The organism is Ruegeria sp. BG11, from assembly GCF_056538565.1.
In genome coordinates this window covers 75,136-97,889 of sequence record NZ_JBQFTH010000004.1, presented here as the reverse complement: position 1 = coordinate 97,889, position 22,754 = coordinate 75,136, and the positions used below count along the sequence as shown (strand labels likewise).

22 protein-coding genes are annotated in these 22,754 nt (G+C 57.2%); 9 read left to right on the top strand and 13 right to left on the bottom strand.

Translation table 11 applies throughout. From position 1 onward, the window contains the following. Positions 1-60 precede the first annotated feature (60 nt). From ACR0JF_RS08160 to ACR0JF_RS08125, 8 genes are all read right to left on the bottom strand, one after another. Positions 61-270, bottom strand: coding sequence for a hypothetical protein (locus tag ACR0JF_RS08160; protein WP_170659122.1), 210 nt, complete (start codon positions 268-270; stop codon positions 61-63). A 78-nt stretch (positions 271-348) separates the two neighbouring features. Then, positions 349-1,620: a sensor histidine kinase gene (locus ACR0JF_RS08155; protein WP_170659123.1), complete on the bottom strand. Its 1,272-nt coding sequence runs from the start codon at positions 1,618-1,620 to the stop codon at positions 349-351. After that, positions 1,604-2,287, bottom strand: coding sequence for a response regulator transcription factor (locus ACR0JF_RS08150; RefSeq protein WP_170659124.1), 684 nt, complete (start codon positions 2,285-2,287; stop codon positions 1,604-1,606). Before ACR0JF_RS08150 ends, ACR0JF_RS08155 begins: the two co-directional genes overlap by 17 nt. Before the next feature lie 83 nt (positions 2,288-2,370). Then, complete coding sequence (locus tag ACR0JF_RS08145; protein WP_170659125.1) at positions 2,371-2,697, bottom strand: PepSY domain-containing protein; 327 nt, start codon at positions 2,695-2,697, stop codon at positions 2,371-2,373. Between the two features lie 1,941 nt (positions 2,698-4,638). After that, entirely contained in the window at positions 4,639-5,796 is a 1,158-nt protein-coding gene (locus ACR0JF_RS08140) for an adenylate/guanylate cyclase domain-containing protein (RefSeq protein ID WP_170659126.1), read from the bottom strand. Positions 5,797-5,907: 111 nt separating this feature from the next. Beyond that, a complete protein-coding gene (locus ACR0JF_RS08135) occupies positions 5,908-6,510 on the bottom strand; it encodes an NAD(P)H-dependent oxidoreductase (RefSeq protein ID WP_170659127.1) in 603 nt (200 codons plus the stop codon). Between the two features lie 74 nt (positions 6,511-6,584). Further along, complete coding sequence (locus ACR0JF_RS08130) at positions 6,585-6,899, bottom strand: nuclear transport factor 2 family protein (protein WP_170659128.1); 315 nt, start codon at positions 6,897-6,899, stop codon at positions 6,585-6,587. 20 nt (positions 6,900-6,919) lie between these two features. After that, positions 6,920-7,414, bottom strand: a complete 495-nt coding sequence (locus ACR0JF_RS08125) for a nuclear transport factor 2 family protein (protein WP_170659129.1) — start codon at positions 7,412-7,414, stop codon at positions 6,920-6,922. A gap of 118 nt (positions 7,415-7,532) precedes the next feature. Between ACR0JF_RS08125 and ACR0JF_RS08120 the strand changes: the two genes are divergently transcribed. From ACR0JF_RS08120 to ACR0JF_RS08100, 5 genes are all read left to right on the top strand, one after another. Continuing rightward, positions 7,533-8,429 (top strand): LysR family transcriptional regulator, encoded by an 897-nt coding sequence (locus ACR0JF_RS08120; protein ID WP_170659130.1) that lies wholly within the window; start codon positions 7,533-7,535, stop codon positions 8,427-8,429. Between the two features lie 51 nt (positions 8,430-8,480). Then, complete coding sequence (locus ACR0JF_RS08115; protein WP_170659131.1) at positions 8,481-9,368, top strand: helix-turn-helix domain-containing protein; 888 nt, start codon at positions 8,481-8,483, stop codon at positions 9,366-9,368. A 113-nt stretch (positions 9,369-9,481) separates the two neighbouring features. Further along, the gene (locus ACR0JF_RS08110; RefSeq protein WP_170659132.1) at positions 9,482-10,435 is read left to right on the top strand and encodes an alpha/beta hydrolase; all 954 of its coding nucleotides are present in this window, start codon (positions 9,482-9,484) and stop codon (positions 10,433-10,435) included. 60 nt (positions 10,436-10,495) lie between these two features. Continuing rightward, a complete protein-coding gene (locus ACR0JF_RS08105) occupies positions 10,496-11,005 on the top strand; it encodes a nuclear transport factor 2 family protein (protein WP_170659133.1) in 510 nt (169 codons plus the stop codon). Positions 11,006-11,015: 10 nt separating this feature from the next. After that, positions 11,016-11,711, top strand: a complete 696-nt coding sequence (locus ACR0JF_RS08100; RefSeq protein WP_170659134.1) for an SDR family oxidoreductase — start codon at positions 11,016-11,018, stop codon at positions 11,709-11,711. Between the two features lie 2 nt (positions 11,712-11,713). Here the strand turns inward: ACR0JF_RS08100 and ACR0JF_RS08095 are convergent, their stop codons facing one another. Then, entirely contained in the window at positions 11,714-12,550 is an 837-nt protein-coding gene (locus tag ACR0JF_RS08095) for a LysR family transcriptional regulator (protein ID WP_170659135.1), read from the bottom strand. 91 nt (positions 12,551-12,641) lie between these two features. Between ACR0JF_RS08095 and ACR0JF_RS08090 the strand changes: the two genes are divergently transcribed. Continuing rightward, entirely contained in the window at positions 12,642-13,637 is a 996-nt protein-coding gene (locus ACR0JF_RS08090; RefSeq protein WP_170659136.1) for a zinc-binding dehydrogenase, read from the top strand. A 40-nt stretch (positions 13,638-13,677) separates the two neighbouring features. Here ACR0JF_RS08090 and ACR0JF_RS08085 read toward each other — a convergent pair whose 3' ends face one another. The 3 genes from ACR0JF_RS08085 to ACR0JF_RS08075 form a co-directional block, all read right to left on the bottom strand. Continuing rightward, positions 13,678-14,496, bottom strand: a complete 819-nt coding sequence (locus tag ACR0JF_RS08085) for a hypothetical protein (RefSeq protein WP_170659137.1) — start codon at positions 14,494-14,496, stop codon at positions 13,678-13,680. 68 nt (positions 14,497-14,564) lie between these two features. Further along, positions 14,565-16,229, bottom strand: coding sequence for a sulfatase-like hydrolase/transferase (locus ACR0JF_RS08080; protein ID WP_170659138.1), 1,665 nt, complete (start codon positions 16,227-16,229; stop codon positions 14,565-14,567). An 11-nt stretch (positions 16,230-16,240) separates the two neighbouring features. Then, positions 16,241-17,476 carry a DUF3179 domain-containing (seleno)protein gene (locus ACR0JF_RS08075; RefSeq protein ID WP_170659139.1) on the bottom strand — a complete coding sequence of 412 codons (1,236 nt, stop codon included), beginning with the start codon at positions 17,474-17,476 and terminating at the stop codon, positions 16,241-16,243. 425 nt (positions 17,477-17,901) lie between these two features. Between ACR0JF_RS08075 and ACR0JF_RS08070 the strand changes: the two genes are divergently transcribed. Continuing rightward, positions 17,902-19,242: a tetratricopeptide repeat protein gene (locus ACR0JF_RS08070; protein ID WP_170659140.1), complete on the top strand. Its 1,341-nt coding sequence runs from the start codon at positions 17,902-17,904 to the stop codon at positions 19,240-19,242. A gap of 22 nt (positions 19,243-19,264) precedes the next feature. Here ACR0JF_RS08070 and ACR0JF_RS08065 read toward each other — a convergent pair whose 3' ends face one another. Beyond that, a complete protein-coding gene (locus tag ACR0JF_RS08065; RefSeq protein ID WP_480669172.1) occupies positions 19,265-19,753 on the bottom strand; it encodes an SH3 domain-containing protein in 489 nt (162 codons plus the stop codon). 171 nt (positions 19,754-19,924) lie between these two features. Between ACR0JF_RS08065 and ACR0JF_RS08060 the strand changes: the two genes are divergently transcribed. Together ACR0JF_RS08060 and ggt are read left to right on the top strand one after the other, a co-directional pair. Continuing rightward, positions 19,925-20,911, top strand: coding sequence for a 2-hydroxyacid dehydrogenase (locus ACR0JF_RS08060; RefSeq protein WP_170659427.1), 987 nt, complete (start codon positions 19,925-19,927; stop codon positions 20,909-20,911). Between the two features lie 19 nt (positions 20,912-20,930). Further along, positions 20,931-22,724 carry a gamma-glutamyltransferase gene (ggt, locus tag ACR0JF_RS08055; protein ID WP_170659141.1) on the top strand — a complete coding sequence of 598 codons (1,794 nt, stop codon included), beginning with the start codon at positions 20,931-20,933 and terminating at the stop codon, positions 22,722-22,724. Positions 22,725-22,754: the final 30 nt, after the last annotated feature.

Sequence of the window (22,754 nt, the reverse complement as noted above, 5' to 3'; positions counted from 1 at the left end):
CCCAATGAACAGCACGCGGTACTTTGTGCCCCCAATCAGGCGCATCCGCAGGCAGTCGGTTTAATCGGCAACCGGCTCGACTTCTTTGCGCTCTGAGAATTGAAGCAACGCCAGAAGCGGCGTAGGCAAGATGCCTAGACCGACAATGGCCAGCGCAAACATCGCCAAAAAGACCATAAAGGACAGGCCAAGGCTCGCTACGACACAGGCCACAAGAAAGAGGCCCGCACCAGCAGCAGCAGAGGTCACTTTGTTCAGATACGTTTTCATGTCTTATTCACCAGTTCCATTTGTTGTGTTGATGAAACTGATATGTGGTTCGGGCTTTGCGTCTGCCTGGGTCAAAACTTACAAATTTGCAAACTTCAGCGTCACAGTCAGCCCGTGAGGATCGGTTTGCGACAAGATAAGTTCTGCACCATGGCGATCTGCAACCGCACGGACGAGGGCGAGGCCTAATCCCGTACCCTCGCTTTGCCGTGTCGCGTCAAGACGGACCATGGGCTTGATGATCTCGGCATATTTCTCTTGCGCCACACCGGGGCCATTGTCACTGACACTGATGGTGCGACCGCGTGCTGCCAGATTGATCTTGTCCCCACCATAGCGCATCGCGTTTTGTATGAGGTTTGCAACTGCCTGAACAAGCATCTGACGATCTGCGAAAACCGTTGCAGCGTCACTTGCATCAAATTGCAGCACTTTACCTGCGTCCTCACTCACTGGGCCAAATGTCATCGACATGTCGGCCATCAAGTCCGTCAGATCAACTTTTTCGAATCCGTCTGTGCCTTGGGCGGCCTCAATCCGAGCGACCCGCATGATCGTATCGAAAATGCCGGACAAACGCTCTGCTTCTTCCAGGGCTGCACCGCGTTCTTCTCCTTCAGGCAAGCTTTCAAGTCGAGACCGCAGGCGGGCCAGTGGGGTGCGCAGGTCATGCGCCAAATTCGCGCTGAGATGGCGGGTCTGGGCGACCAGCCGTTCCAACTCGGCGGCAGTTAAATCCACCTGACGTGCCATGTCGTCGAGGTCATCCTTGTTCCGCGTGATCTCCGTGCGCGCGCTGAGGTCGCCAGAGGCCAACGCCGAAAGCGTGCTGTTGATCCGCTTGAGACGTCGCTGGGCGACGATACCGGTGGCAAACCCAACCACCAATGTCAGAACAATCATTGTCAACATCGTGGTCCAGAGAACACCGCCTAAGAGTTCAAACGCATCCTCCGCGTCATCAAGCGGAACAGCCGCCATGACCGGTGCGCCTTGACTGTCAGTATCTACAAGAACGCGCCAAGCTTCGGTTTCCCGAAAATCATCGGACAGCTCCACCGTCCCCCCGCCGCGCGCAACCACACGCTGAAAAGCAATTGGCAGGTCTTCGAGATCATCTGGGTGACGTAAGATGACGCCAAACCGGTCCCCGCGCGCACCCTCAAGGGCCGAGGCCTTTGCCAGCGCATCCAGCGTGGTATCGATACGACGTTCAAACACATCTGAGCCTACCGTAATCGTGATGTAGGCAGCGGTAGCCATGCAAAGCGCGAAGATGGCTGACAATATCAGCGCCAACCGCAAGGTCGAGGAGCGGCGAAGCCAGGTCAGATTACCGGCCAAAGACATAGCCTTCCCCACGCCGGGTTCGGATCAGCGGTGTATCAAACGGCTTGTCGATTTTGGTGCGCAAACGGCTGATATGGGTCTCTACGACACTTGTGGTCGGGTCAAAACTCATATCCCAGACCTGTTCCAGCAGCATCGTACGTGTCACCAATCGACCCGGTCTTCGCATCAAGTATTCCAGAAGTTTGAACTCTTTGGCCAATAGCTCAATCTGTTGATCCTGGCGTTTGCAGGTTCGCGCCAGAAGATCGAGGCTCAAATCCCCATGGCGCAAGACCGTGGTTTTTGCCTGTCTCTCCTCCACGCCTTCACGTCGGCGGCCCAAAGCGCCCACACGGGCAGAGAGTTCGGCAAAGGCGAAAGGTTTCGTAAGATAGTCATCGCCGCCAGCATCAAAGCCTTCGACGCGGGCGTCGACCTCACCCAAAGCCGTCAGAAAAAGCGCGGGGGTGGTATTCTTCGAGGCGCGCAAGGACTTCAGAACCGCCAACCCATCGAGACCCGGGACCATGCGGTCCAGAATTAGAAGATCGTACTCCTGAGCCATAGCCGCCATCAAAGCGTCTTTGCCATCCTCGAAATGGTCGATGACGTGACCTTCTTCGCGCAGGCCGTTGGTGACCCAAGACCCAAGTTGGTTGTCATCTTCCAGAAACAAAATTCGCATGTGAACCCTTACCGTCACGCATTCAGAGGCCACTCTAGTGAGCGACCTCCGAATTGGCCAATCATTCGCAGCTTGGCCGCGACCTATGCCTCATCTTCGTCGTTGTCGTCATCGTCGTCTTCATCTTCAGCCTCAACCTCAATCACTGCACCTGTGTCGGCGGCTATCTCGACTTCGAACTCTTGACCGTTAGCATCCAGGATTTCGACCTCATAGATCTTCATCCCATCTTCGTTTTCCAGTTCCGCTTCCTGGACCTCACCGGACACTTCCTGAAGCGCGATTTCAATGGCCTGCTGCAAAGTGAGTCCCGTCGCTTCTGCGGTGCTTTGTGCCGAAACCGAACCGACGACAGCTCCCGTAATAACCAGGCCTGCCAGAGCGCCGAGCGCTGCGTTGTTCTTGTCCATGTTTCTCTCCATAGTTTAGTTGTTAGAAGGCTTTATTGCCTTCCGATGCGAACAACATGGGAGCCGCGCTTTGCTGGAAGGTGCGGCGAAGTTTACAAATTTGTAAGCTGATGATCCCTCGCATGCCTATCTAGCACGTGGTCGCTATCTGGCTGGCGAGCCACATACTTGTTTTCCAATCCAATGTTCGCGCGAATTTTTCGGGTTGCAGCTAACGCCTAGGAAACAGGCTACAACTGCAGAAGTGAATCTAGGCGCTTCAGGTCGGCTTTAAGCCGTCCGCTAAAATTTACAAAATCCGGTTCCTGCACACTGCTGCAATAGAGGCAGTGCGTCGCATCAATCCAAGTGGGCTCCATCGTGAATTTTCTATGCATTCTGTTCGAATGGTGGGTTCAGGTTTAAAATGCCCTACGCTCTGTTGGGACCCGGCAGCTGCACGGACCTTACACACCTTGCTGAACACCAAGAACTCCTTAAGAGTAGCTGGATTGTCTAGCAGCAGTGCGTACGTCTTCTTGGGAACACTTGTGGAGAATTTGGATGCAGAATGAGCCTAAACCACCGACGCTTCTATTGACGGGTACAAATGCGGCAGCTTGAACGATGGCGAATGTCCGTGCTTCGTTTGAGGCATTAGGATACACCTGCGAGAGCCTATCCTATCGCTATCATGATCTTCCAAGCGGACCCGAACGCGATAGCAAGCTGATTGGATTGTAGATTGCAGATTACGTAGAAGACGCCCGGCAAGCGAAAAAAAATTGGGGAGGCTCAAGTTGTTGTCGGCCACTTCCTTGGTGGAGTGGTCGCGCATCTATTGGCCGCCGAGGACGCCGTAAGGGCCGGCATTCTATTCAACAGCAGCGTGATGAGCGGGGTTTTGGCCATAACAGTCTAAGAGCGTGAACTTGCAAAGCCATTTATCTCGTCAGGGGCGTTCGGAGAACACGCTCTTGGATAGGACCTAGACCTTTTCGAAAAATACGGACTAAACACATTGCCCGGCGATCTTCAGCGCGATATTCATTCGCGCCTCGGCACTGAATCTGGTCGCGTGTTGTTCGAGTTTGTCTTCTGGATGTTCGATGCGTGCCAAACCATACTCGTCGATCCCACAAAGGTAACTTGTCCTTTGTTATTTGTGTCGGGAACTGGAGAAAGGGCTGTTGCAACAAGCACTGCCAAGAACATGGCTTGCCGGCACGAAACCGCAGATACTCTGACCGTTGAGGGGGCTTGTCATTACCTTCAATTTGACGCGTCATGGCCCGTTACGGGGCAGAAAGCGCTAGACTGGCGTGGTCGCAATGTCGGACGTTCGTCGCTATGGACGACCCCAGCCGCGACTACAGCGTAGTGCAAAGATGCGACGCTAGAACGAACTCCCGCTCAGGGCTCTTTCCTGCCGTTCTATATGTTATTGATGAGCGTCTGTCGGTATACCGCGCGGAGGCGAAATGTACCTTTGCCCGCAAAGCGGAATTTGACCTGAGCCATCTCAACATCAGATTTCGGTGTAGTGGGTAGCTCTCGAAAATATCACGAAATGCGATGCTCGCCGAAGCCATACAGTTCCAGGATAGTCTGATGTTCTTTCAACATTTGCTGCATGGGCTTGCATTCTTGTGCTTCATACGTTGCGCAATTTTGGTTTTTCATCAAACTTGAAGTTCATTAAGTTATTGCGTTAAATAATTATTTTAGATCTTCCTGTGCAGGAAAACACTGATTCGTGCACGCTTATGCTCAATTTGCACAAAAGCAAGCATTCACCTTCTGTCCAAATACACTGATACGTTTCGAACCGCCGCATTTTTTTGCCCCATTCGACCAGCGCAAGTGTATAAGCGCGCTCATCTGCGCTCGGCAAACGATGATTCCTCGCGATAGGTTCGATTCAAGAAACCCGCAATCTGTGAATAGTTGAATTCGAAAGAGCTATGCTCCGATCGCAAAAGCCTCAATTTTCTTCTGCAAGCCGCGGATAGAATGATAGCCAGCTGACTGATTGCTACCATTCATGTGCTCTACGACGCTCTGTGTCACCAGTATCTTTTCGTCCAGTTTCTTGCACAGTTCCTGAACGCGACTGGCCACGTTCACAGCCTGACCAACGACCGTAAAATCCAAGCGATCGGGGCTGCCGATGTTGCCAAAGGTGACGCGACCGAAATCAATGCCGACGACGAACTCAATTGGCTCGTTTCCGTTTTCGGCGGCTGTATCGTTGTGGTCGCGTGGGTTGGTCAGGGCGTGTTCTGCCGCCCGCACCGCAGATCTACACGAGGCTTCAGCGTCGTCATCAGTGTTGAAAACGGCAAGTATGCCGTCCCCCATGAATTTGAGAACGTCACCGCCTTGTTCTTGGATGGGCGACACAACCATCTCGAAATACTTACCCATCATGGCAAGCAAATCGCCCTCGGACCAGGTTGAGGCCTTTTGGGTATAGCCCCGCAGGTCCGCAAACAGGATTGCGGTAGAAACTGTTCTGTGTTCTCCGCGCTTTATGTGCCCCTGATCAATTTCTTCGGCGGGGCCGTGCCCCAGATAGGTCCGAAGAAGGCTCTTTTGCGACTGGCGCATCGCAATGGGTTCCAAAGCCGCGGCAAGTGCGTATCGCGTGTCTTCGATGTAGCGGATATGTGCGTCCGAAAACCCAGTATCTGCGTTTGAAGTAAAGCTGGTGCCCTGAACCGAGCCGTTGCCATGCTCCAGCGGGATCGCCAGAAAATCGGTGGCGCCTGCTTTGGCCAGCTCGGCATAGACCGGATGCTCTGCCAGAACGTTGAGGTCGGTCAGGCGTTTGCGCAATGGGCGCCGCTGGGTGACAACATATTCGAACGGGCTGCTGTGCCACGCACTGGTGGATAAAACCGTGGTCGGTACAGTATAGCGGCGGGTTTCCTCGGGTGTCCAGATGATCCCCCAAGCGCTGAGCAAAGGGTTCGAATAATTCTGCGCGATCCTTGCGCGGGCGATAGGGACGCCAAGCGCGGTTAATCCTTCGCAATAGCCTTTGACGATAAGCCTCTCGTCGCCCAACAGGCGACCATAAGAAATCAACCAGTGGTTCAGGTGATCAGTCTCGGCCATCGTTGTCACACACTCTTGTTCCGCGCTGATAGTCTACCTTTCATTGGGCATCGGAGAACCCGCGCCGGCTGAAAAACCTGTGTTTTCTGTCCAGCGCAGGATCGGTCGACCTCAGCTTACCGCCGCTGCCAGTGAGGGGTCGTCTTCCAATTGTTTGAGCAAACGGGCCTGTCTCACCTTGGGGTCCAATTCGGGATCGCTCAAATAAGCCAGCATATGGGGCACGTTCTCTTCAATCTGCTCCTGAGAGGCCACCGCCATGCCATGGGCCACGAACGGCCTTAGATACGTCATACCGGCCAGGTTCGCCGTCTGTTGGAACGGTTTCAGAAACTCGGCCATTGTAAAGTTGTTGTATCCGCCTGCGTGGTAGCTGTGCTCAGGACCTCCGGTAGAAACAAGGATGAGGAACTCACGTCCTTTCAGTTGGTCACCGCCCGGCCCATAAGCGAAGCCATAGTTCAACACCTGATCCATCCAGGCTTTCATCACCGGTGGTGCGGAATACCAGTAGAATGGAAACTGAAACACGATCCGGTCATGGGCCAGCAAGAGGGTCTGTTCGGCTTCGATATCAAAGCGCATCTCGCCACCGCCAATGGCGGTCAGATCGCGGGTTGTTACGTCGGCGGCTTCTGAAAGTGCATCAAACCATGCGCGGTTGATGCGCGATTTGCTCAGGTCCGGATGGGCGGTGAGTGCGAGGGTTTTCATGTATCTACCTCTTGCAGGAGTGTTGCGGAATAATGGGTGATCAGCGGGCGCCCATCAGGTTGGGTTTCAAAGCGTCAGTCTTCCTTAACGCGGGCTTCAATGTGGTCCCCCGCAACGGTCGTGGCGCGAAACAGAACTTCGAACTGGGCGGCACCGGGCTTGATTGCGATCCTGCTGACGTGATGTTCCGTTGGACGTTGCAAGGTTTCAAGCACGCCACGATACCAGGCCCGAACGCGATCATGCCCGCTGAGAGTGGCATCGACCTCAGGCATGTCCCAATCCACATCTGGGTGGAGGTCAGGCAGGAACGCGTCGATCGGATCCAGCCTGTCGAACCGGGCAAACCAGTCGGCGATGAAACCGCGGATTTCGGCGTAATCGGTCACTTGAATCACCTGTTGATGGTCTACTTGGCCAGTCGCTCGGGGACCGGAGCCAGCGAATATTGGGACCAGAAGAACGTGTTTGCCGCATCCTGATCGGCGGACAAGTTGGTTGCCTCGACGATCTTGCCATTCTCGATCCGGTAGACGAGCGCCCAGGTCGTATCGACATTCGGTTTGCCATCGGTGTTCGACCAGCCACGATGGATATCAACCACATGAGTCTCGTCGGACCCGAAATAGATGGGTTCTGCTTGAAAACCAGCGGTGCCCAGTTGTTCGAAAAAGGCCAGTACCTCGTCCCGACCCGTTTTAGTTCCGGACAAGGGATGGCGGCCCGGGATGTGCCATTTGACGTTCTCGTCCATCACGGCTGCGATGCCGTCCAGATCACTGGCGCCATAGGCGGCGAAGAAGTCTTGTACGACCTTAATGTTGTCTTCGGGGGATGCGGCCATGGCGGTCTTTCCTGTGATCAGAGCAGCGGTGAGGGCAGCAACTTTGGTCAAAGTGTTCATCTTGTGTCCTCCTGAATACGATGACACGAAGATAATAATCCCGGTAGTGCGTGATAATTCACCATGTTGACACTACTTTCATGTACCATATCGAATAATTGGGTTGTTTGGGAACACAATGCGCCTACCACTCGCCACGCTTGAAATCTTTACCGCCATCGCGCGCCACGGATCGCTGCGTGCTGCGGCCGAGGCGCTGGGTATCAAGCCATCGACCGTTAGCCATCAATTGAAAGCGTTGGAAGACCAGCTGGGCACTGCGCTCTTCATTCGGACAACGCGTTCAATCAGCCTGACCGAGGCCGGACGCGCCCTGATCCGCGGCGCGGGGCCTGCCTTTGATCAACTTTCCGAGGCCGTCGAAAGCGCGCGCAGCACCGGCCATGCCGCGCGGGGCACGTTGAAACTGGCGATGCCCGAGTTTGCCTATCACCTCTATGTTGGTCCGATCCTCAAGAGTTTCTGCGCCGCGTATCCCGAGATCGAGTTGGAACTGTCGCTGACGGATGCCCTGTCAGACATACTCGGCGAGGAGCTGCATGCCGGATTCCGTCTGGGGGATCGTGTGGCACAGGACATGGTGGCGGTGCGGTTGACGCCGCCGCTTCCGGTGACTGTCGTCGCCAGCCCGGATTACCTGGCGGCTCGGGGCATCCCGGAAACGCCGCGTGATCTGCTGGGGCACACTTGTATCCGCTACAGGTTTCAATCCTCAGGCCAGATTGCCCCGTGGAGTTTTCAATCGGGTGAGGAGGAATATGCCGTCGATGTGCAAGGCAATCTGATCGCGAACGCCCTTCCTGCTACTGTCGATCTGGCGAAAAGAGGCTTGGGGTTAGCCTATACCTTCGGGGCTTATGTCGCGCCACTGATTGATACCGGAGTTTTGACACCCGTTCTTGAGGATCACTTGGGCCCCACCCCCGGTATTTTCATGTATTTCCCACGCGAGTATAAATCCATGATGCCCCTGAGGCTTTTCATCGACCACATAAAGCGCCAACAAAGCGTTTGACCCTGCGCGCGCAGACCCCACATATCGAGCATTGCAAGCCGGAGCCGCTCCTTGCCCCTAAGATACGCTGATATCTACCCGTCAGAACCGTTGCTGAACAGTGATGAGATGCAGCGCCCTTCGGCGGCTGGATTAATGTCAGTGCGGTATTTTCGGGCCGAACCTGATCGGATGCCAGAGGAGGTGTTTTCGGAACACCACGTCCTTCTGAACCTGCAGGAGAAGGGGCATCGCGTGCAAAACTGGAGGGACGGCACGCTGCGGGATTTCACCTTTTGCAAGGACGAATTCATTGTGACCCCAGCAGGCATGCGGTCGGGCTGGCGATGGTACGGGCAGTCCGACGTGATCGTGATCACCTTGCATCCGGACAAGGTTAAGCGCTTTGCACAGTCTGAACTTGGGATGTTGTTGGCACCAGAGCAGTTTCACGACCAGCCGCAGTTTTCCGATCCTGACCTTTGTGCTGCAGGTGTCATTTTGCGCGATGCGCTGGCAACGGATGACATGTCCTCAGCCGTGATGTTCGAGGCCATGAGCCGGGTTTTTCTTGTCAAGCTATTGCAGAAATACGGCAAACGTCGTGCCGAAGAGATCGAGTTGTCCGCGCGCTTTACCTCTCAGCATTATCAACGGGTGCTGGCCTATGTGCAGGACCGTTTGGATCAGACGATCACCGTCGATCAACTGGCCTCTGAGGCGGGCATGAGCCCTTCGCATTTTGCGCGGGTTTTCAAGGAAACGCTGGGCTCGACCCCTATGCAATATGTCATGGCCTACCGCGTCGAACAGGCGATGAAGATGATCGAAGACCCTGCGCGCCCTCTGGGCGATATTGCCTTGGCCTGCGGTTTCTCAGATCAGGCGCATTTCACGCGTAGTTTCAAACAGGTGGTAGGGCAGACCCCGCGCGCGTTTCGCGCGGCGAATGCCGTCTAAAGCAGAATCTTTCAAAAACGCGGCAGTCCGGTGCAAGTATCACTGCCGTCGACAGCGTATCTCAGGTGTCATCGGGCTTGTGCCCATCCAGACAGATTTTGGGAGATATCGTTATGAACACCCTCGCTCTGAACACCGCCGCAGCGCTTATGGCATCAACGGCTGCCGTCGCGCAGGTTGAAACCCGCACCGTTACCTTCGAGAACGAAGGCGCTATGCTGTCCGGCACGCTGTACCTGCCGGAAGAGCGCGGATCTGAACCGCTGCCCACCGTCGTCGTGACCGGGGCCTGGACCTCTGTTCAGGAACAGATGCCCGCAAACTATGCCCGAGAAATGGCCGAGCGCGGCTTTGCCGCCTTCACCTTTGATTTCCGCGGTTGGGGCAAATCGGGCGATCTGCCGAACAACGTGCGCTTCGTTGAAAGCCCCGATGCCAAGACATCGGACATCAAAGCGGCCATCGCATTCGTTGCGACCCTACCCGAAGTAGATGCCGACCACATCAACGGTCTGGGGATCTGCGCCTCGGCCGGGTACATGGTCGATGCGGTCTCTGGCAATCCGCTGGTTCAGCGGCTGGGTCTGGTTGCACCGTGGTTGCAGAACGAAGAGATCGTCGAAGCGGTCTATGGCGGCGCAGAAGGTGTCGCCGGGCTGATCGAGGTGTCCCACGCTGCCGAGGCCGCAGGTGGTCAGATCATCCCCGCCGCAGGCCCCGAGGGTGCCGAGGGCGTGCTGATGCCGATCGGCGGATACTACTATGAGGCCGACCGTGGCGGGATCCCGGAATATGACGACAAATGGAACAATGCGGGTTGGGAAGGATGGTTGACCTATCACCCCGCCGACAATCCGCAGCGTTTGGATAAGCCACTGGCAATTGTTCACTCGGAAAGCGCGGCGATCCCACAGGGTGTTCAGACCTTCCTTGCCGGTTTCGCAGGCGATGCAACTGCGCAGTGGCTTGAGGACGTCACGCAGTTCGACTTCTACGACAACCCTGAGGATGTCACCCGCGCGGCCGATACCGTCGCTGACCATTTTCGCGCCGGTTCAAGCAACTAATCCCTGTCTGGACGCCGAGCAATTGTTCGGCGTCCACCCACATCTATTCGGAGTATCCACATGCGTAGAAAACTCACATCGACCCTTGCGGCCGTCTCTATGATCGGATCCGCAGCTTTTGCTGAACAACAGGCCGATATCTTGACCGCAATCACCGATATCGCGGCAGGTGCTGACCGCCACGACTGGACCCGCGTGCGCGGCGCGTTTTCCGATACTGTCACGACGGATTATACCAGCCTCTGGGGCGGAGACCCGGTCACACAACCCGCCGACGAGCTTGTGGCGAGCTGGTCCGCCTTTCTTCCTGGTTTCGACGCTACGCACCATATGGTGACCAATCACACCATCACCTCCCTGTCCGATACATTCGCCACGGCACAGGCTGATTTCACAGCAACCCATCGTTTTGATGATGGTCTGTGGGTGCTTGGTGGCCGCTATGACTATGAGCTTGAGAATTCAGACGACCGCTGGGTTGTGACATCCATGACCATGACGGCAATCTGGGAATCCGGTGATCGTGGGCTTGTGGCTCTTGCCGGCCAGCGCGCTGCCGAGGCGAATTGAAGGAGGGATCATGAACAGTCAGCGTATCGCACTCGTGACCGGAGCCAACCGAGGTATTGGCAAAGAAGTGTCCCGCCAATTGGCCCGAGACCATGGGATGAAGGTTTTGATGGGTGCGCGCGATCTGGCAAAAGGGCAGGCTGCTGCGGATGAGATCGGATATGGGGCTGAAGCGTTGCAACTGGATGTTTCTAGTCCGGATTCTGTCGCGGCGGCCTTCTTCTTGATGGTTGAATCGGCCTATGGCCGCCTTGATGTTTTGGTGAATAACGCGGGTGTGGATTATGACACCGACCAACAGGTCCACCTCGCCGATCTGGACCGGGTCCGTCGCGCGTTTGATACGAACCTTTTCGGCCCGTGGGAGACCACGATTGCGGCGGTGCCACTGCTAAAACAAGGCACGGAAGCCCGGATCGTCAACGTGTCCCCTGGTGCGGGGTCGCTGACCAGCATGTCCGCCGGAACGCCTGGCTATGGCGTATCCAAAGCTGCTCTGAACGCGCTGACGCTCAAGACCGCTGCCGCGTTGAAACCTCAGGGCATTCTCGTCAACGCCGTGTGTCCCGGTTGGGTTGCCACGGATATGGGGGGCGGGGGACGTCCGATTTCCGAGGGTGCCAGGGGCGTTGTCTGGGCAGCAACCTTACCGAAAGGCGGCCCGACCGGAGGGTTCTTTCGCGACGGCGTCGCCATTGAGTGGTAGGTTCAGCCGGGTGTCATGAAATCAATCAGCTTCCTGACCCGTGCTGGTAACAAACGACGGCTGGGATAGACGGCGAACATGTCCCGCGTCATTGGCAGGGCGTCTGTGACCTCAAGCCGTTGCAGTTCGCCGTTTACCATATCCGAAGGCAGCATCGCGACACCCAGGTTGCGACGGGCGGCGTGCGCAATGACATCAAGGTCGGTCAAACTGTGGGCGATGTGCTTCGGCTGCAGCGTTTCCCCGCTCTCCAGCGCCCAGGGTTGACCTGCATTCAAGGCAGGCAAAGCAAGAAAGTCTGGTCTGGATATCGACCCGTCCAACCCATGCTCTCGAATGAAGCCCTGTCCTGCGCAAAAACAGTAGGGAACGGACCAAAGCCGTTTCGCGACAAGGCTGGAATCCGTCAAGGGGCCGAGGCGGAAGGCAAGATCGATATTGTCGCGAAAGAAGTCCAGCAAGACGTTGGTTGTGGTCATTTCAAACGCAACATCCGGATTCAGTTTTGCGAAATCCAACAACCGAGGGCCAATGGTCGTGCGCGCGGCCAGCGGTGGCGCTGTTATGCGGATGCTCTGGCGTCTAGTATCGTCCGTAAAACCTGCGACACCTTGCAGAGCCTCGATCGGGTCCTGGCATTGATCAAGAAGGCGGCGGCCTTCTTCTGTCAGGCGCACCTGGCGGGTTGTCCGCTCGAACAGTTTGGTCCCCAGATGGTCTTCCAACTCTGCAATCCTTCGACTGACCCGGCTGAGAGGTATGCCCAGCCGCTCCGCAGCTTTGGAAAAGCTGAGATGGTTTGCGACGACAGTAAACAGGGCAAGGTCGTTGTAGATCATTATTCTATTTTTGGGATTATTTCTCCTGATATCAACTATTATCATCCAACGACATGGCCTCTACCTTCTGCGCAACAGAAGGAGAAAGCTCATGCCTTTCGCTATTGAAATCACCCAGACCGGCAAACCAGATGTCTTGCGCGAAACCAACCGTGCGACCCCAACCCCCAATGCCGGGGAAATTCGTATCCGCAACAAAGCCGGGGCGGTCAACTTCATCGACACGATCATCCGTCGCGGTGAAATGCCCGAGGGGATGATGCCCGAGCTACCTCATGTACCCGGGGTTGAGGGGGCCGGAGTGGTTGAGGCGCTGGGCGAGGGGGTCGAAGGATTCTCTGTCGGGGACCGCGTGGCGTGGATGGGACCTATTGGTGCCGGTGGATACGCCACCCATTCCGTGATCGGTGCGCCCTATGTCTCCCGGTTGGCCGATACTGCCGAGTTCGAAACCGCAGCTGCAATCCCAGTCAATGGGATGACCGCCTACCACATGCTGGTCAATCTAGGCGCCGCGGCAGCTGGCAAATCCGTTTTGGTTCACGCCGCGGCCGGGGGTGTTGGCACCATGGCGCTACACATTGCCAAGCATCTTGGCATGAAAGTGATCGCTTCGACCAGTACCGACAAGGTTGGATATGCGAAAGATCAAGGTGCCGATCACGTCATCGACTATCGCACCGAGGATGTCACCGAGCGGGTGATGGACCTCACCGTAGGACGCGGCGTGGATCTGACGCTGAACCCGATCTCGGGTGAAACCCTCAAATCAGACCTCGACGCTCTGGCACCCTTGGGCACTGCAGTTCTGTTCGGGTTCCTTGCCGGTCCGCCCGCAGGTAATTTTGCCGAGGATTTGGCGAAGCACTTCCAGAAGTCGATTTCGGTCCGGGTTAGCGACATATACACTTATTTCGTCAACCGCCCCGATCAGTTCAGCGCAGATATGGCCACGGTGTTTGAATTGTTGCAAGCGGGTGTTCTGCGTCCGCAGCTGACTATCCTACCCATTGCCCAAGCCGCCGAGGCGCACCGTCGTTTGGAAGCCGGTGAAACCACCGGCAAACTGGTTCTAAGCATAGAGTGATAAAGCCCGGCAAGAACGAGGCACGGCAAGGCGGTCGGATCTAGTTGAAAAAGACCTTTAGCCCCACATAGGGCCCTTGCTGCGTGACATCATAGGCGAAGGGGCCGGTTGACGTTGAATCACTGTAGTCGACACTGAAATATCTGTAGCCAAAGGTGATCGCGGTTCGATCCCACGGTTGGTAGTCAAAGCCGATATTTGCGCCGACTTGCAGATCGTTGCCTCCGGCTCCGAACCCGCCAAGTTCCAGCGATGCGATGGTGGTCCACCGGTCGTTGAGACGCCACATGCCCCGGGCACCCACAACGGGCTCAATCCAGCCTTCGTCACCGCCTTGGGTGGGCGGGTTCGTTGGCCCCGGAGTCGTGAACCTGATTTCCTGCCGGATCGAGTTGTAGCGAATGCCGCCCTGCAGATCGACGGTATAGCGCTGGTTGTTGGCACCATAGGTCCCATCCGCCACGCGATAGGCCCCCATGACCGCAAACCATTTTTGGCGCACATCTACATCCACCGCAGTGGCAGCAGGACCGGGGAGGGTGGTGTCCTCTCCGATGCCGACGTAATTGGCGTCAACGATGATCCCAAAGTCTCCGTTCCAGGCCTCATAACGCCCGGCCGCTGCGAAATCGAGAACATCCAGCACGTCGCCAAGATCGAGGTCAATATCGGCTGAAACGCCCGAGACGGTTGACGTTCCATGCGTACGCAGCGGGGTGAACAGGTAAAAGCCAAGAGTGTGTCGCCAGCCCTCTTCGGCTTGACCCGGCGCAGGCAGGGACTGAGCGTATGCTGCGCTCGACAGTAAACAGGACAGGGCCGTGGCTCCTGCCATCACGGCAGCGGATCTGATAGCCATTGGTGAATCTCCTTACTTTCAAATTGCGCGACGACCTTGCTGCAAGGCGTCAGTGTCCGGATGTACGATCATCTGCCAACCGAAGACTGTTTGAGCAGAAAGGCCTCGACAGCGGCTTCAGTTTCGGGGCGAAGATTTTCGATGCCTTCATAAGGCACGCCACGGGCAGGTTCGATGTCTGGGTATTTTTCCTTGCGTTTCAGATGGCGCCCCAGAATACGGACAAATTCTTGCCCGCCCCAAGCCCCAACCTCGGTTGAAACCGGGTATTTCTCATGCGTGTCGCGGTAGACATCGAAGAAATCGGCTAGAATCGCGCTCTCCCCGGCTCCGGGAATGCGCAGCTTTAGTTGATCTTTGATGACCGCGCGGGGGGTGTGGACGGAATAGACGATCAGGTGGTCGCGCCGTCCTTTTGTTTCACCTAAGAGCAGCAGCGAGGATTGGTCGACACCGTCCACCAGCCGATCCCGAGGAATGCCGCTTTCGGCTCCGGCGAACCGGGCGAGTGTGGTATAGAGATCCGAGACGTGGACGATATCTCCGACGATGCCATCGGCCTCAATCATGCCGGGCCAGCGGATGAAACTGTCGACGCGAATGCCGCCTTCGGACACATCACCTTTGCCACCGGCGAAAACCATCGGGGTAAACCCTGACTGCGGCGAATACTTGGTGAAATGGCCGTTGTCGCCCATTACTATTACAATGGTGTTGTCGGCCAGGCCAAGCGCCTCCATCTCGTTGAAGATATCGCCCAGCCAGCTGTCGAGCTGCTGCATCTTGTCGACATAGAGCCCGCCGTTCGGCGATTGCGGCCCCGAACGACCTGCGCGCGTGTTATCCAGCGGAATGAGTGGCCAATATTGCAGGAAGAAAGGCGCGTCCCCGCCAGCCAGCTCGCGCATTTTTTCAAGCGTCTGGTCCTGATAGCGCCGGTTCATTTCGTCATATTTTTCGGCGGTCCAGCGCTCGCCCGCGGTCATGTCAACTTCGCGCGCAAGACCACCGCGTTCAGCTTCAAGACCGGTGACCATAGCGGCGGGGTCGGGGCGAAAGAAGTCGTCGAGTACGAAACGGTCATCGAAATCCGCTATCCCGACCGAGACCTGTTCCTTGATCGCATCATCGTTATAGATTGTCAGTTGGCCCTGCTGGTGAACCGGGAACCCCGCCCAATCGAAGCCTTGGTTATGGGGCCAGGCCTCGGGGATGTCGCCCATGTGCCACTTACCCACATGCACCGTCGCATAGCCCGCATCCGACAGAATTTCGGCCAAGGTGACTTCGTCTGCGGGCAGGCCGAACCCGGCGATATCCACGGTGGTGTCGCCCATGCCCATCCGAACTGGAAGCCGCCCGGTCATCATCGCAACCCGTGTGGGTGTGCAGGAGGGTTCGGTATACATGCGCACCATTCGCATCGCTTCGTCCGAGAAGGCGTTGATATGGGGCGTGGAATAGCCGCGCACTGCGTTGAGTTCCGGAATACCCAGATCGCCAAAGCCGATATCGTCAATCAGGATATTGATGATGTTGGGTGGCTTGCCGTCGTTCGAGCTTCGGAAGTCTTCTAGCAACTGGTCAACCTCGGCATTGTCAGCAGCCCATTGTTCGGCATTCTGCGCTTCGAGGATGTAGTACTCGGCATCATGGATGATCGGCGCGTCCTGAGCGGTTGAGATCGTGGCCGATAGGCAGAACAGCACCGACATGCTGGTTAGGGTTTTCATTTCAACAATCCTCATTCGCTTTGGGCGGGGGTCTGGCGGGGGTCAGATGTGGTGTGGGGCGGGCCGGAGCGGTTGATATCCGTGCCGGGGAAGAACTCGACCCAGACATGCCAGAACATGCCTGATCGAAGGGTCTCAACGCGGGTCAGTTGGCCGCAATCCGCGTTTCCGAAGAAATCGACATGGGTGATGGGCGCGCCGCTGTCATTGTACCAGACGCCAACGCTTTCATAGATTGGGTCGTAGGACACCACGACGTCACGCCCGCCAACCGTGGCGTTGATCAGCCCTTTATTTTCGGCCAGGAAATCATCGGTCCAGCAAACTGCGTCGTCACCGATCGTGATGCCCCAGACATAGGTTTTGTTGGGCAGACGGTTGTCGCTGTGGCTCATGTTGTCCATGACGGGCGCTTCTTCTTGGTGCTGCTTGGCGATGCCCGAGGAGAAAACGGTTTCAGTAAAGGTGTCGAACAACCTGAGAAGCGGGTTCGAGGAGGGCTTGTTCAGAAAGACCTCACCATTTGGATAGGCCTTTTGAAATCCCCGAAAGCTCATCCGAAAGGTGGGCCATGGCTGCATTGCCGCTGTTTTCGAGGCGTCGCTGTCGAAGCGGCCATAGATCTGCTGGATCGGCTCTCCGGTGGTGTTGTCGCGCAGTATCAGGTTGTTGCCGTGCTGGGCCATCACCTCAAGATCCAGACGTTTGCCGTGGATCTCGGGTTTGTAGGCCTGCCCCAGATTGGCCATGGCACAATAGGTCATGACGATGTCATCGCCGCCCAACCCCTTATCGTTGCCGGCCAGATGAGGGCGCATCAGCTGGGCGTCCGAATGCGCCCGCGCGTGGCCGTTGTTTTCGATCACGAGAACACTGGCTGATGGGTTAATGAATTGCTGCGCTTCGGAGATCGGGTAATAGTGGGCGGTGTTTTGCTGGTTGCGCAGACCGATATGGACCCAAACCCATGGGAACACGAACAGGAATATGATCACCAGTGTCACCGCGGGAACGCCGAGGAAAAACAGCCACCCCGGACCGCCGCCCAGAAAATGCCCGACAAGCATCAGCGCAAGCCCGGCGAATCCGGCGGCAAGATAGGTGTTCTCATTCCGGATAAAGCGGATCATGTTATTGCGCTTGACCTTCAGCACCATTTGGCTGACGTCACCGAGATCGCGGAAATACATGAACCCTATGGTCAACGACACGATGAGCCCGACGTAGAATAGAAGATTGGCCAACATTTGAATCGCCTTTTTGCGTCTTGATTAGCCCTCGGGCGGGGTCGAATGGGACGAAAGGTAAGTTTTTATTTCGTCCTGAAGCCCTCGGAGGCTGTCGATGAGATCAGAATTTCTTGGGTCACTTGCATCGCAGGGAAGAAGAGCAGCCAGGCTTTCAAAGTCAGCGCAGATCTGCGCAAAGACCGTGTCTGAACTGCGCAGGCGCCGGATGTCATTCGCCTGATCAGGAAAGTGTATCGACAAGCAAGCCATCATAAGCCTCACGGTGTGTGAACCCAGTTGTGCCCCCGCGATGAGGTCCGTTCCCCTCCTTTGCTAGTCATTCTGCCTGAAATTCATTTACACATTCAGGTATCTTAACGTATGTTACGGGGTAACATGTTATTTTTCAAAGACTTGAAACCAGCCAGCGGTTAACGAAAGCGATGTCAGACGCCAGCGTAAAGTCAGAACCGGCCCAAAAAACGCTCTCGGATGAAGACATTCAGCGGGCACTGAAGGCGGTCCTAGACAGCCCGGAATTCGATGGGGCTGAGCGACTGCAGTCTTTCCTCAACTACGTAGTCGACAAGCTGTTGGCGGGCCAGTCCGAGGATATACGCGCCAAGTCGATCGCCGAGGATGTTTATGGAAGGGCGCTGGATTCTGGGGGTGACCCCATGGCCGTCGTGCGGGTCGATGCGGGGCGTATGCGTCGGCGATTGGCGAGCTTCTATTCGAACTCCGGCAAGGATCAGAGGCTGCGCATCCATGTAGATCCGGGTGGTTATGTCCCCCGGTTTGAGGTTTTGGACATCGATATACCCTCGGACCGAGCGCGTCCCTCCAAGATGGTCTGGGTCTCAGTGGCGGTTTTGGCCGCGTTGGCTATCGCAGGCGGCGTGATGCTCTTCTCCCGATCGCCCCAGTCACCGCCCAGCCCGGTCGCCGTCTCAGCAAATGCCAATCAGGAACAAGCCATCAGAGAGGCGCTGTTCTCGACAAACCCGACCAAGCTACAAGCCGTTAATTTGGCGACTGAGGCGCGCCTGCTGATGTTCCCGGTTCTGGACCGCGACAGGCTGCAAGCCGTGCGCGGCATGTTCGAACGCGCCATGGCGCTTGATGAGACATATTTCGGCGGCTACGCCGGTTCGGCGCAGGCGATCAGCATCCTTGCCTTAACAACCCCGCCAGGAGCTGAAAAACAGGCGCTTTTGGCCCTTGCTAAAACCCGCGCGCAGCGGGCACTAGAACTGGCGCCAGACGAAGGTTGGAGCCATTCCGCCCTTGCCCTGGCTTCATTTTGCTCGCGCGAGCATGAGGCAGCACTTGCGCAGTCCACGCGCGCAACACGGCTTGCCCCTGATGATATCCACGTCACCAACTTTGATGCTCTGTTCGCGTTGTTTGGTGGGGATTTCCAGCGCGCTATAGCGTCCGCCAATCGGGCGCGGGGTGCCAATACGACAAACGGTAGATTTCCCTATCGCAGCGTGTTGGCCTCCTCCAGCTATCACTTGGGGGATTACCAGGCGTCGGTAGACCAGTTCAACGAGGCGGTCAGGCTGGGTGATCCGGTCAGCGCGATCTCGATTGGTTATCTGGCAGCAAGCTATCAACGGCTCGGAGACAATGAGCGCGCGCGGGCCACAATCCTGTTGTTGGATGAAGCCTGGCCCGGGTACCCTCTGGCGGCGCTGTTTCGGACTTTGTTTGCCGATCCGGACTACGCCGAAGACATCATCAGCGCGCTTGACGAAATAGCGGCTTTGCAATCCGACTAGGGTACGGGACTAGAGAAAGAGGCTATTCCCGGATTTCCGACGGATCGACGCCCCAAAGGTTGGCTTTCAGCGTCCACCCCTTGTAGCCCCCCGCCGAAATGCGACACCAGTCCAGCGAACACGCGCCAAGGCGGGCGACCACTCCGGTTTCGAAATGCGCGTTAACGGTCGAGTTCGGGTCGGGTCGGGCATAAACGGGCAGCATCTCGGATTCGATCAGCACCGTGCGCACTCCGGACAGCAGGGCGTAGTGAACCCAGCCTCCGGCCCCGTCGCGATCCTGTACCTTGCGCCAATTGCCGTATTCTGCGGTGATCTGCAGCGGCATCCCGCGCCGCTTGAAGACCCAATCGATTCGGTGGGTCAGGGACGGACCACGGCGCACATTGCCTTCGGCGGCCTTCATCGAGACATAGCGCGGAAGAGGCAGGTTGGTGACAGGGCCGCGCACGTCTTGAGCTGCGATCGGCGCAGAGCCGAACGCAATAAGATACGCGGATAGGATCGCCAAACAAAGGCGTTTCACCGGTAGAAAACCACTCACTGACTGCCTGCTCTTGTGCCTGTTGATCTGCTTTCGAAAAAAGGTCGACTCAATGCCTTTGGGGTTCTTGTGCCCCGCCTTATCCTGCGCCACGATGCCATGACGCAAGCGCGTTTGCAAAGCAGTGGGAGGGCGGAAGTGCCAAGAGAACGTCTGAGTGTTGTTGTTACGCGACGGTTGCCAGAAGTAGTGGAAACGCGACTGAGCGAGCTGTTTGATGTTCGCCTGCGCGACGATGACACCCCCATGACTCGTGAGGAACTGGTCGCTGCGGTGCAAGAGGCCGACGTGCTGGTGCCGACGGTGACCGACACAATCGACGGTGGTTTGCTGGGGCAAGCTGGTGAAAAGCTGCGCTTGATCGCCAATTACGGTGCAGGGGTCGACAATATCGACGTCTCAACCGCGCGTCAGCGAGGTATTCTGGTCTCGAACACTCCGGGTGTTCTGACCGACGATACGGCGGACATGACCATGGCGCTGATCCTGGCGGTGACGCGTCGTTTCCCTGAGGGCGTCGCGCTGATGCAGCAGGGCGATTGGTCCGGCTGGGCGCCGACCGCTTTGCTTGGCGGCCGGATCGGAGGGCGCCGTCTGGGTATTCTGGGCATGGGCCGGATCGGTCAGGCCGTTGCGCGCCGTGCCATTGCATTCGGGATGCAGGTCCACTACAACAACCGCCGCCGGTTGCGCCCCGAGATTGAACAGGATCTGGAGGCCACCTATTGGGAAAGCCTTGATCAGATGGTGGCACGGATGGATGTGATCTCGGTTCATTGCCCATCAACCCCTTCAACGTTCCACTTGCTGAACGCGCGGCGATTGAAGCTGCTGAAACCCTCGGCTGTGGTCGTCAACACGTCGCGTGGTGAGGTGATCGACGAAAACGCGCTGACGCGGCTGATCCGGTCCGGGGAAATCGCGGGTGCCGGGCTGGATGTGTATGAACACGGCACACAGGTGAACCCACGCCTTCGCAAGCTGCCCAACGTGGTGCTGCTTCCGCATATGGGATCGGCCACGCTGGAGGGGCGGATCGAAATGGGTGAGAAAGTTATTATCAATATCAAGACCTTCGAGGATGGGCACAGACCACCGGATCAGGTGGTCCCATCCATGCTGTAACCTTTTCCAGGAGCACATTATGCGTATTAATCGGATTTCAGGATTACTTCTGTCTGCCATAGCCTTTGCCGCTCCGGGCTTTGCCCAGGAAACAGCGGACTCCGTGGCGCCCGAAGGCGCGAGCGAAGGTCAGGTGCAGGCTCTGACCGACGAGTTGATCGCGGCGCTCGAGGCCAAAACAAGCGGCGTTCCTGTGCAGTCCGAGAATTGGATGGTTGCTGCGGCCAACCCTCTGGCGGTTGAGGCCGGGGCCAAAATCCTGCGCGCCGGTGGATCGGCAGCGGATGCCATGGTCGCGGTGCAGGTTGTTCTGGGATTGGTCGAGCCGCAATCCTCGGGCCTAGGGGGCGGGGCGTTTCTGGTCTGGTACGATGCCGCCACCGGACAACTTACGACACTAGACGGGCGTGAAACTGCCCCATTGGACGCGACGCCGACCCTGTTTCAGGATGAAAACGGCGAGCCCTTGCAGTTCTTTGATGCCGTCGTCGGAGGGTTGTCCGTTGGCACGCCCGGTACGCCTGCCTTGCTGGAGGAAGCGCACCGCCGTTGGGGCCGCTCGCCGTGGCCCGGGCTGTTCACCGATGGTATCCGGCTGGCGGATGACGGGTTCCTTGTCTCGCCTCGCCTAGCCAGCTTGGTCGCCAACGACGCCGAGCGTCTGTCGCGGTTCCCTGCGACGACCGCGTATTTCCTGCCCGAAGGTGAGCCACTGCAACAGGGTCAACGCCTGATGAACCCGGCCTATGCGGATACACTGCGCGCTCTGGCCGAGGACGGTGCCGCCGGGTTCTACGGCGGGCAAATCGCATCAGATATCGTTCGGACCGTCCGCACCGCGCCGGGCAATCCGGGCGTATTGTCTGGCACCGATCTGGCCCTTTATCAGGTCATTGAACGTGGTCCGGTCTGCGCGGCCTACCGTGCCTATGAGGTCTGCGGGATGGGGCCGCCCTCGTCCGGCGCGCTGACTGTTGGGCAGATTCTGGGTATGCTGAACAGCTATGATCTGGCTGCGATGGGGCCTGAGAGCATGGAGGCATGGCGGTTGATCGGCGAAGCGTCACGCCTCGCCTTTGCGGATCGGGGGCGGTACATGGCCGATAGTGATTTCGTGCCGATGCCGACCACCGGGCTGGTCGACCCGGACTATCTGGCGCAGCGCGCGGAGCTTTTGAACGCCGAGGGCGCACTGACCGAGGTCTCCCCGGGCAATCCCGAGTTTGATCATACGATGAACTGGGCTGATGACGAGTCATTGGAGCTGCCTTCGACCTCGCATATCTCGATCGTGGACAGTTACGGCAACGTCTTGTCGATGACGACGACGATTGAAAACGGCTTTGGCTCGCGCTTGATGACGAACGGGTTTTTGCTGAACAACGAACTGACTGATTTTTCGTTCCGCACTCATCGTGACGGAGTGTCCATCGCGAACCGTCTGGAACCCGGCAAGCGCCCGCGTTCGTCCATGAGCCCGACCATCGTCATGCAGGACGGCGCGCCGGTTCTGGCCATCGGGTCACCCGGAGGCAGCCGTATCATCGGCTATGTTGCCAAATCGATCATAGCCTGGGCGGATTGGGGAATGGATGTGCAGCAGGCGATCTCGCTGCCCCATCTGGTCAACCGGTTCGGAACCTATGATGTTGAGGTGGATACTGCCGCCGAAGGCTACGCAGATGCGCTGATCGAAATCGGGTTCGAGGTAAACCCCCGCGATCTGACCTCGGGCCTGCATGCGATTGAGATCGGCGAAGGTCTCAGCGGTGGGGCAGACCATAGGCGTGAAGGGATCGCGCTCGGCGAATAAGACCTGGGTCTTGCCCGGTTCGGGCGGGCT

Coding starts and splice junctions, on each gene's coding strand:
- ACR0JF_RS08160 (WP_170659122.1), bottom strand. CDS start 270: ATGAAAACGTATCTGAACAAAGTGACCTCTGCTGCTGCTGGTGCGGGC.
- ACR0JF_RS08155 (WP_170659123.1), bottom strand. CDS start 1,620: ATGTCTTTGGCCGGTAATCTGACCTGGCTTCGCCGCTCCTCGACCTTG.
- ACR0JF_RS08150 (WP_170659124.1), bottom strand. CDS start 2,287: ATGCGAATTTTGTTTCTGGAAGATGACAACCAACTTGGGTCTTGGGTC.
- ACR0JF_RS08145 (WP_170659125.1), bottom strand. CDS start 2,697: ATGGACAAGAACAACGCAGCGCTCGGCGCTCTGGCAGGCCTGGTTATT.
- ACR0JF_RS08140 (WP_170659126.1), bottom strand. CDS start 5,796: ATGGCCGAGACTGATCACCTGAACCACTGGTTGATTTCTTATGGTCGC.
- ACR0JF_RS08135 (WP_170659127.1), bottom strand. CDS start 6,510: ATGAAAACCCTCGCACTCACCGCCCATCCGGACCTGAGCAAATCGCGC.
- ACR0JF_RS08125 (WP_170659129.1), bottom strand. CDS start 7,414: ATGAACACTTTGACCAAAGTTGCTGCCCTCACCGCTGCTCTGATCACA.
- ACR0JF_RS08120 (WP_170659130.1), top strand. CDS start 7,533: ATGCGCCTACCACTCGCCACGCTTGAAATCTTTACCGCCATCGCGCGC.
- ACR0JF_RS08110 (WP_170659132.1), top strand. CDS start 9,482: ATGAACACCCTCGCTCTGAACACCGCCGCAGCGCTTATGGCATCAACG.
- ACR0JF_RS08105 (WP_170659133.1), top strand. CDS start 10,496: ATGCGTAGAAAACTCACATCGACCCTTGCGGCCGTCTCTATGATCGGA.
- ACR0JF_RS08100 (WP_170659134.1), top strand. CDS start 11,016: ATGAACAGTCAGCGTATCGCACTCGTGACCGGAGCCAACCGAGGTATT.
- ACR0JF_RS08095 (WP_170659135.1), bottom strand. CDS start 12,550: ATGATCTACAACGACCTTGCCCTGTTTACTGTCGTCGCAAACCATCTC.
- ACR0JF_RS08090 (WP_170659136.1), top strand. CDS start 12,642: ATGCCTTTCGCTATTGAAATCACCCAGACCGGCAAACCAGATGTCTTG.
- ACR0JF_RS08085 (WP_170659137.1), bottom strand. CDS start 14,496: ATGGCTATCAGATCCGCTGCCGTGATGGCAGGAGCCACGGCCCTGTCC.
- ACR0JF_RS08080 (WP_170659138.1), bottom strand. CDS start 16,229: ATGAAAACCCTAACCAGCATGTCGGTGCTGTTCTGCCTATCGGCCACG.
- ACR0JF_RS08075 (WP_170659139.1), bottom strand. CDS start 17,476: ATGTTGGCCAATCTTCTATTCTACGTCGGGCTCATCGTGTCGTTGACC.
- ACR0JF_RS08070 (WP_170659140.1), top strand. CDS start 17,902: ATGTCAGACGCCAGCGTAAAGTCAGAACCGGCCCAAAAAACGCTCTCG.
- ggt (WP_170659141.1), top strand. CDS start 20,931: ATGCGTATTAATCGGATTTCAGGATTACTTCTGTCTGCCATAGCCTTT.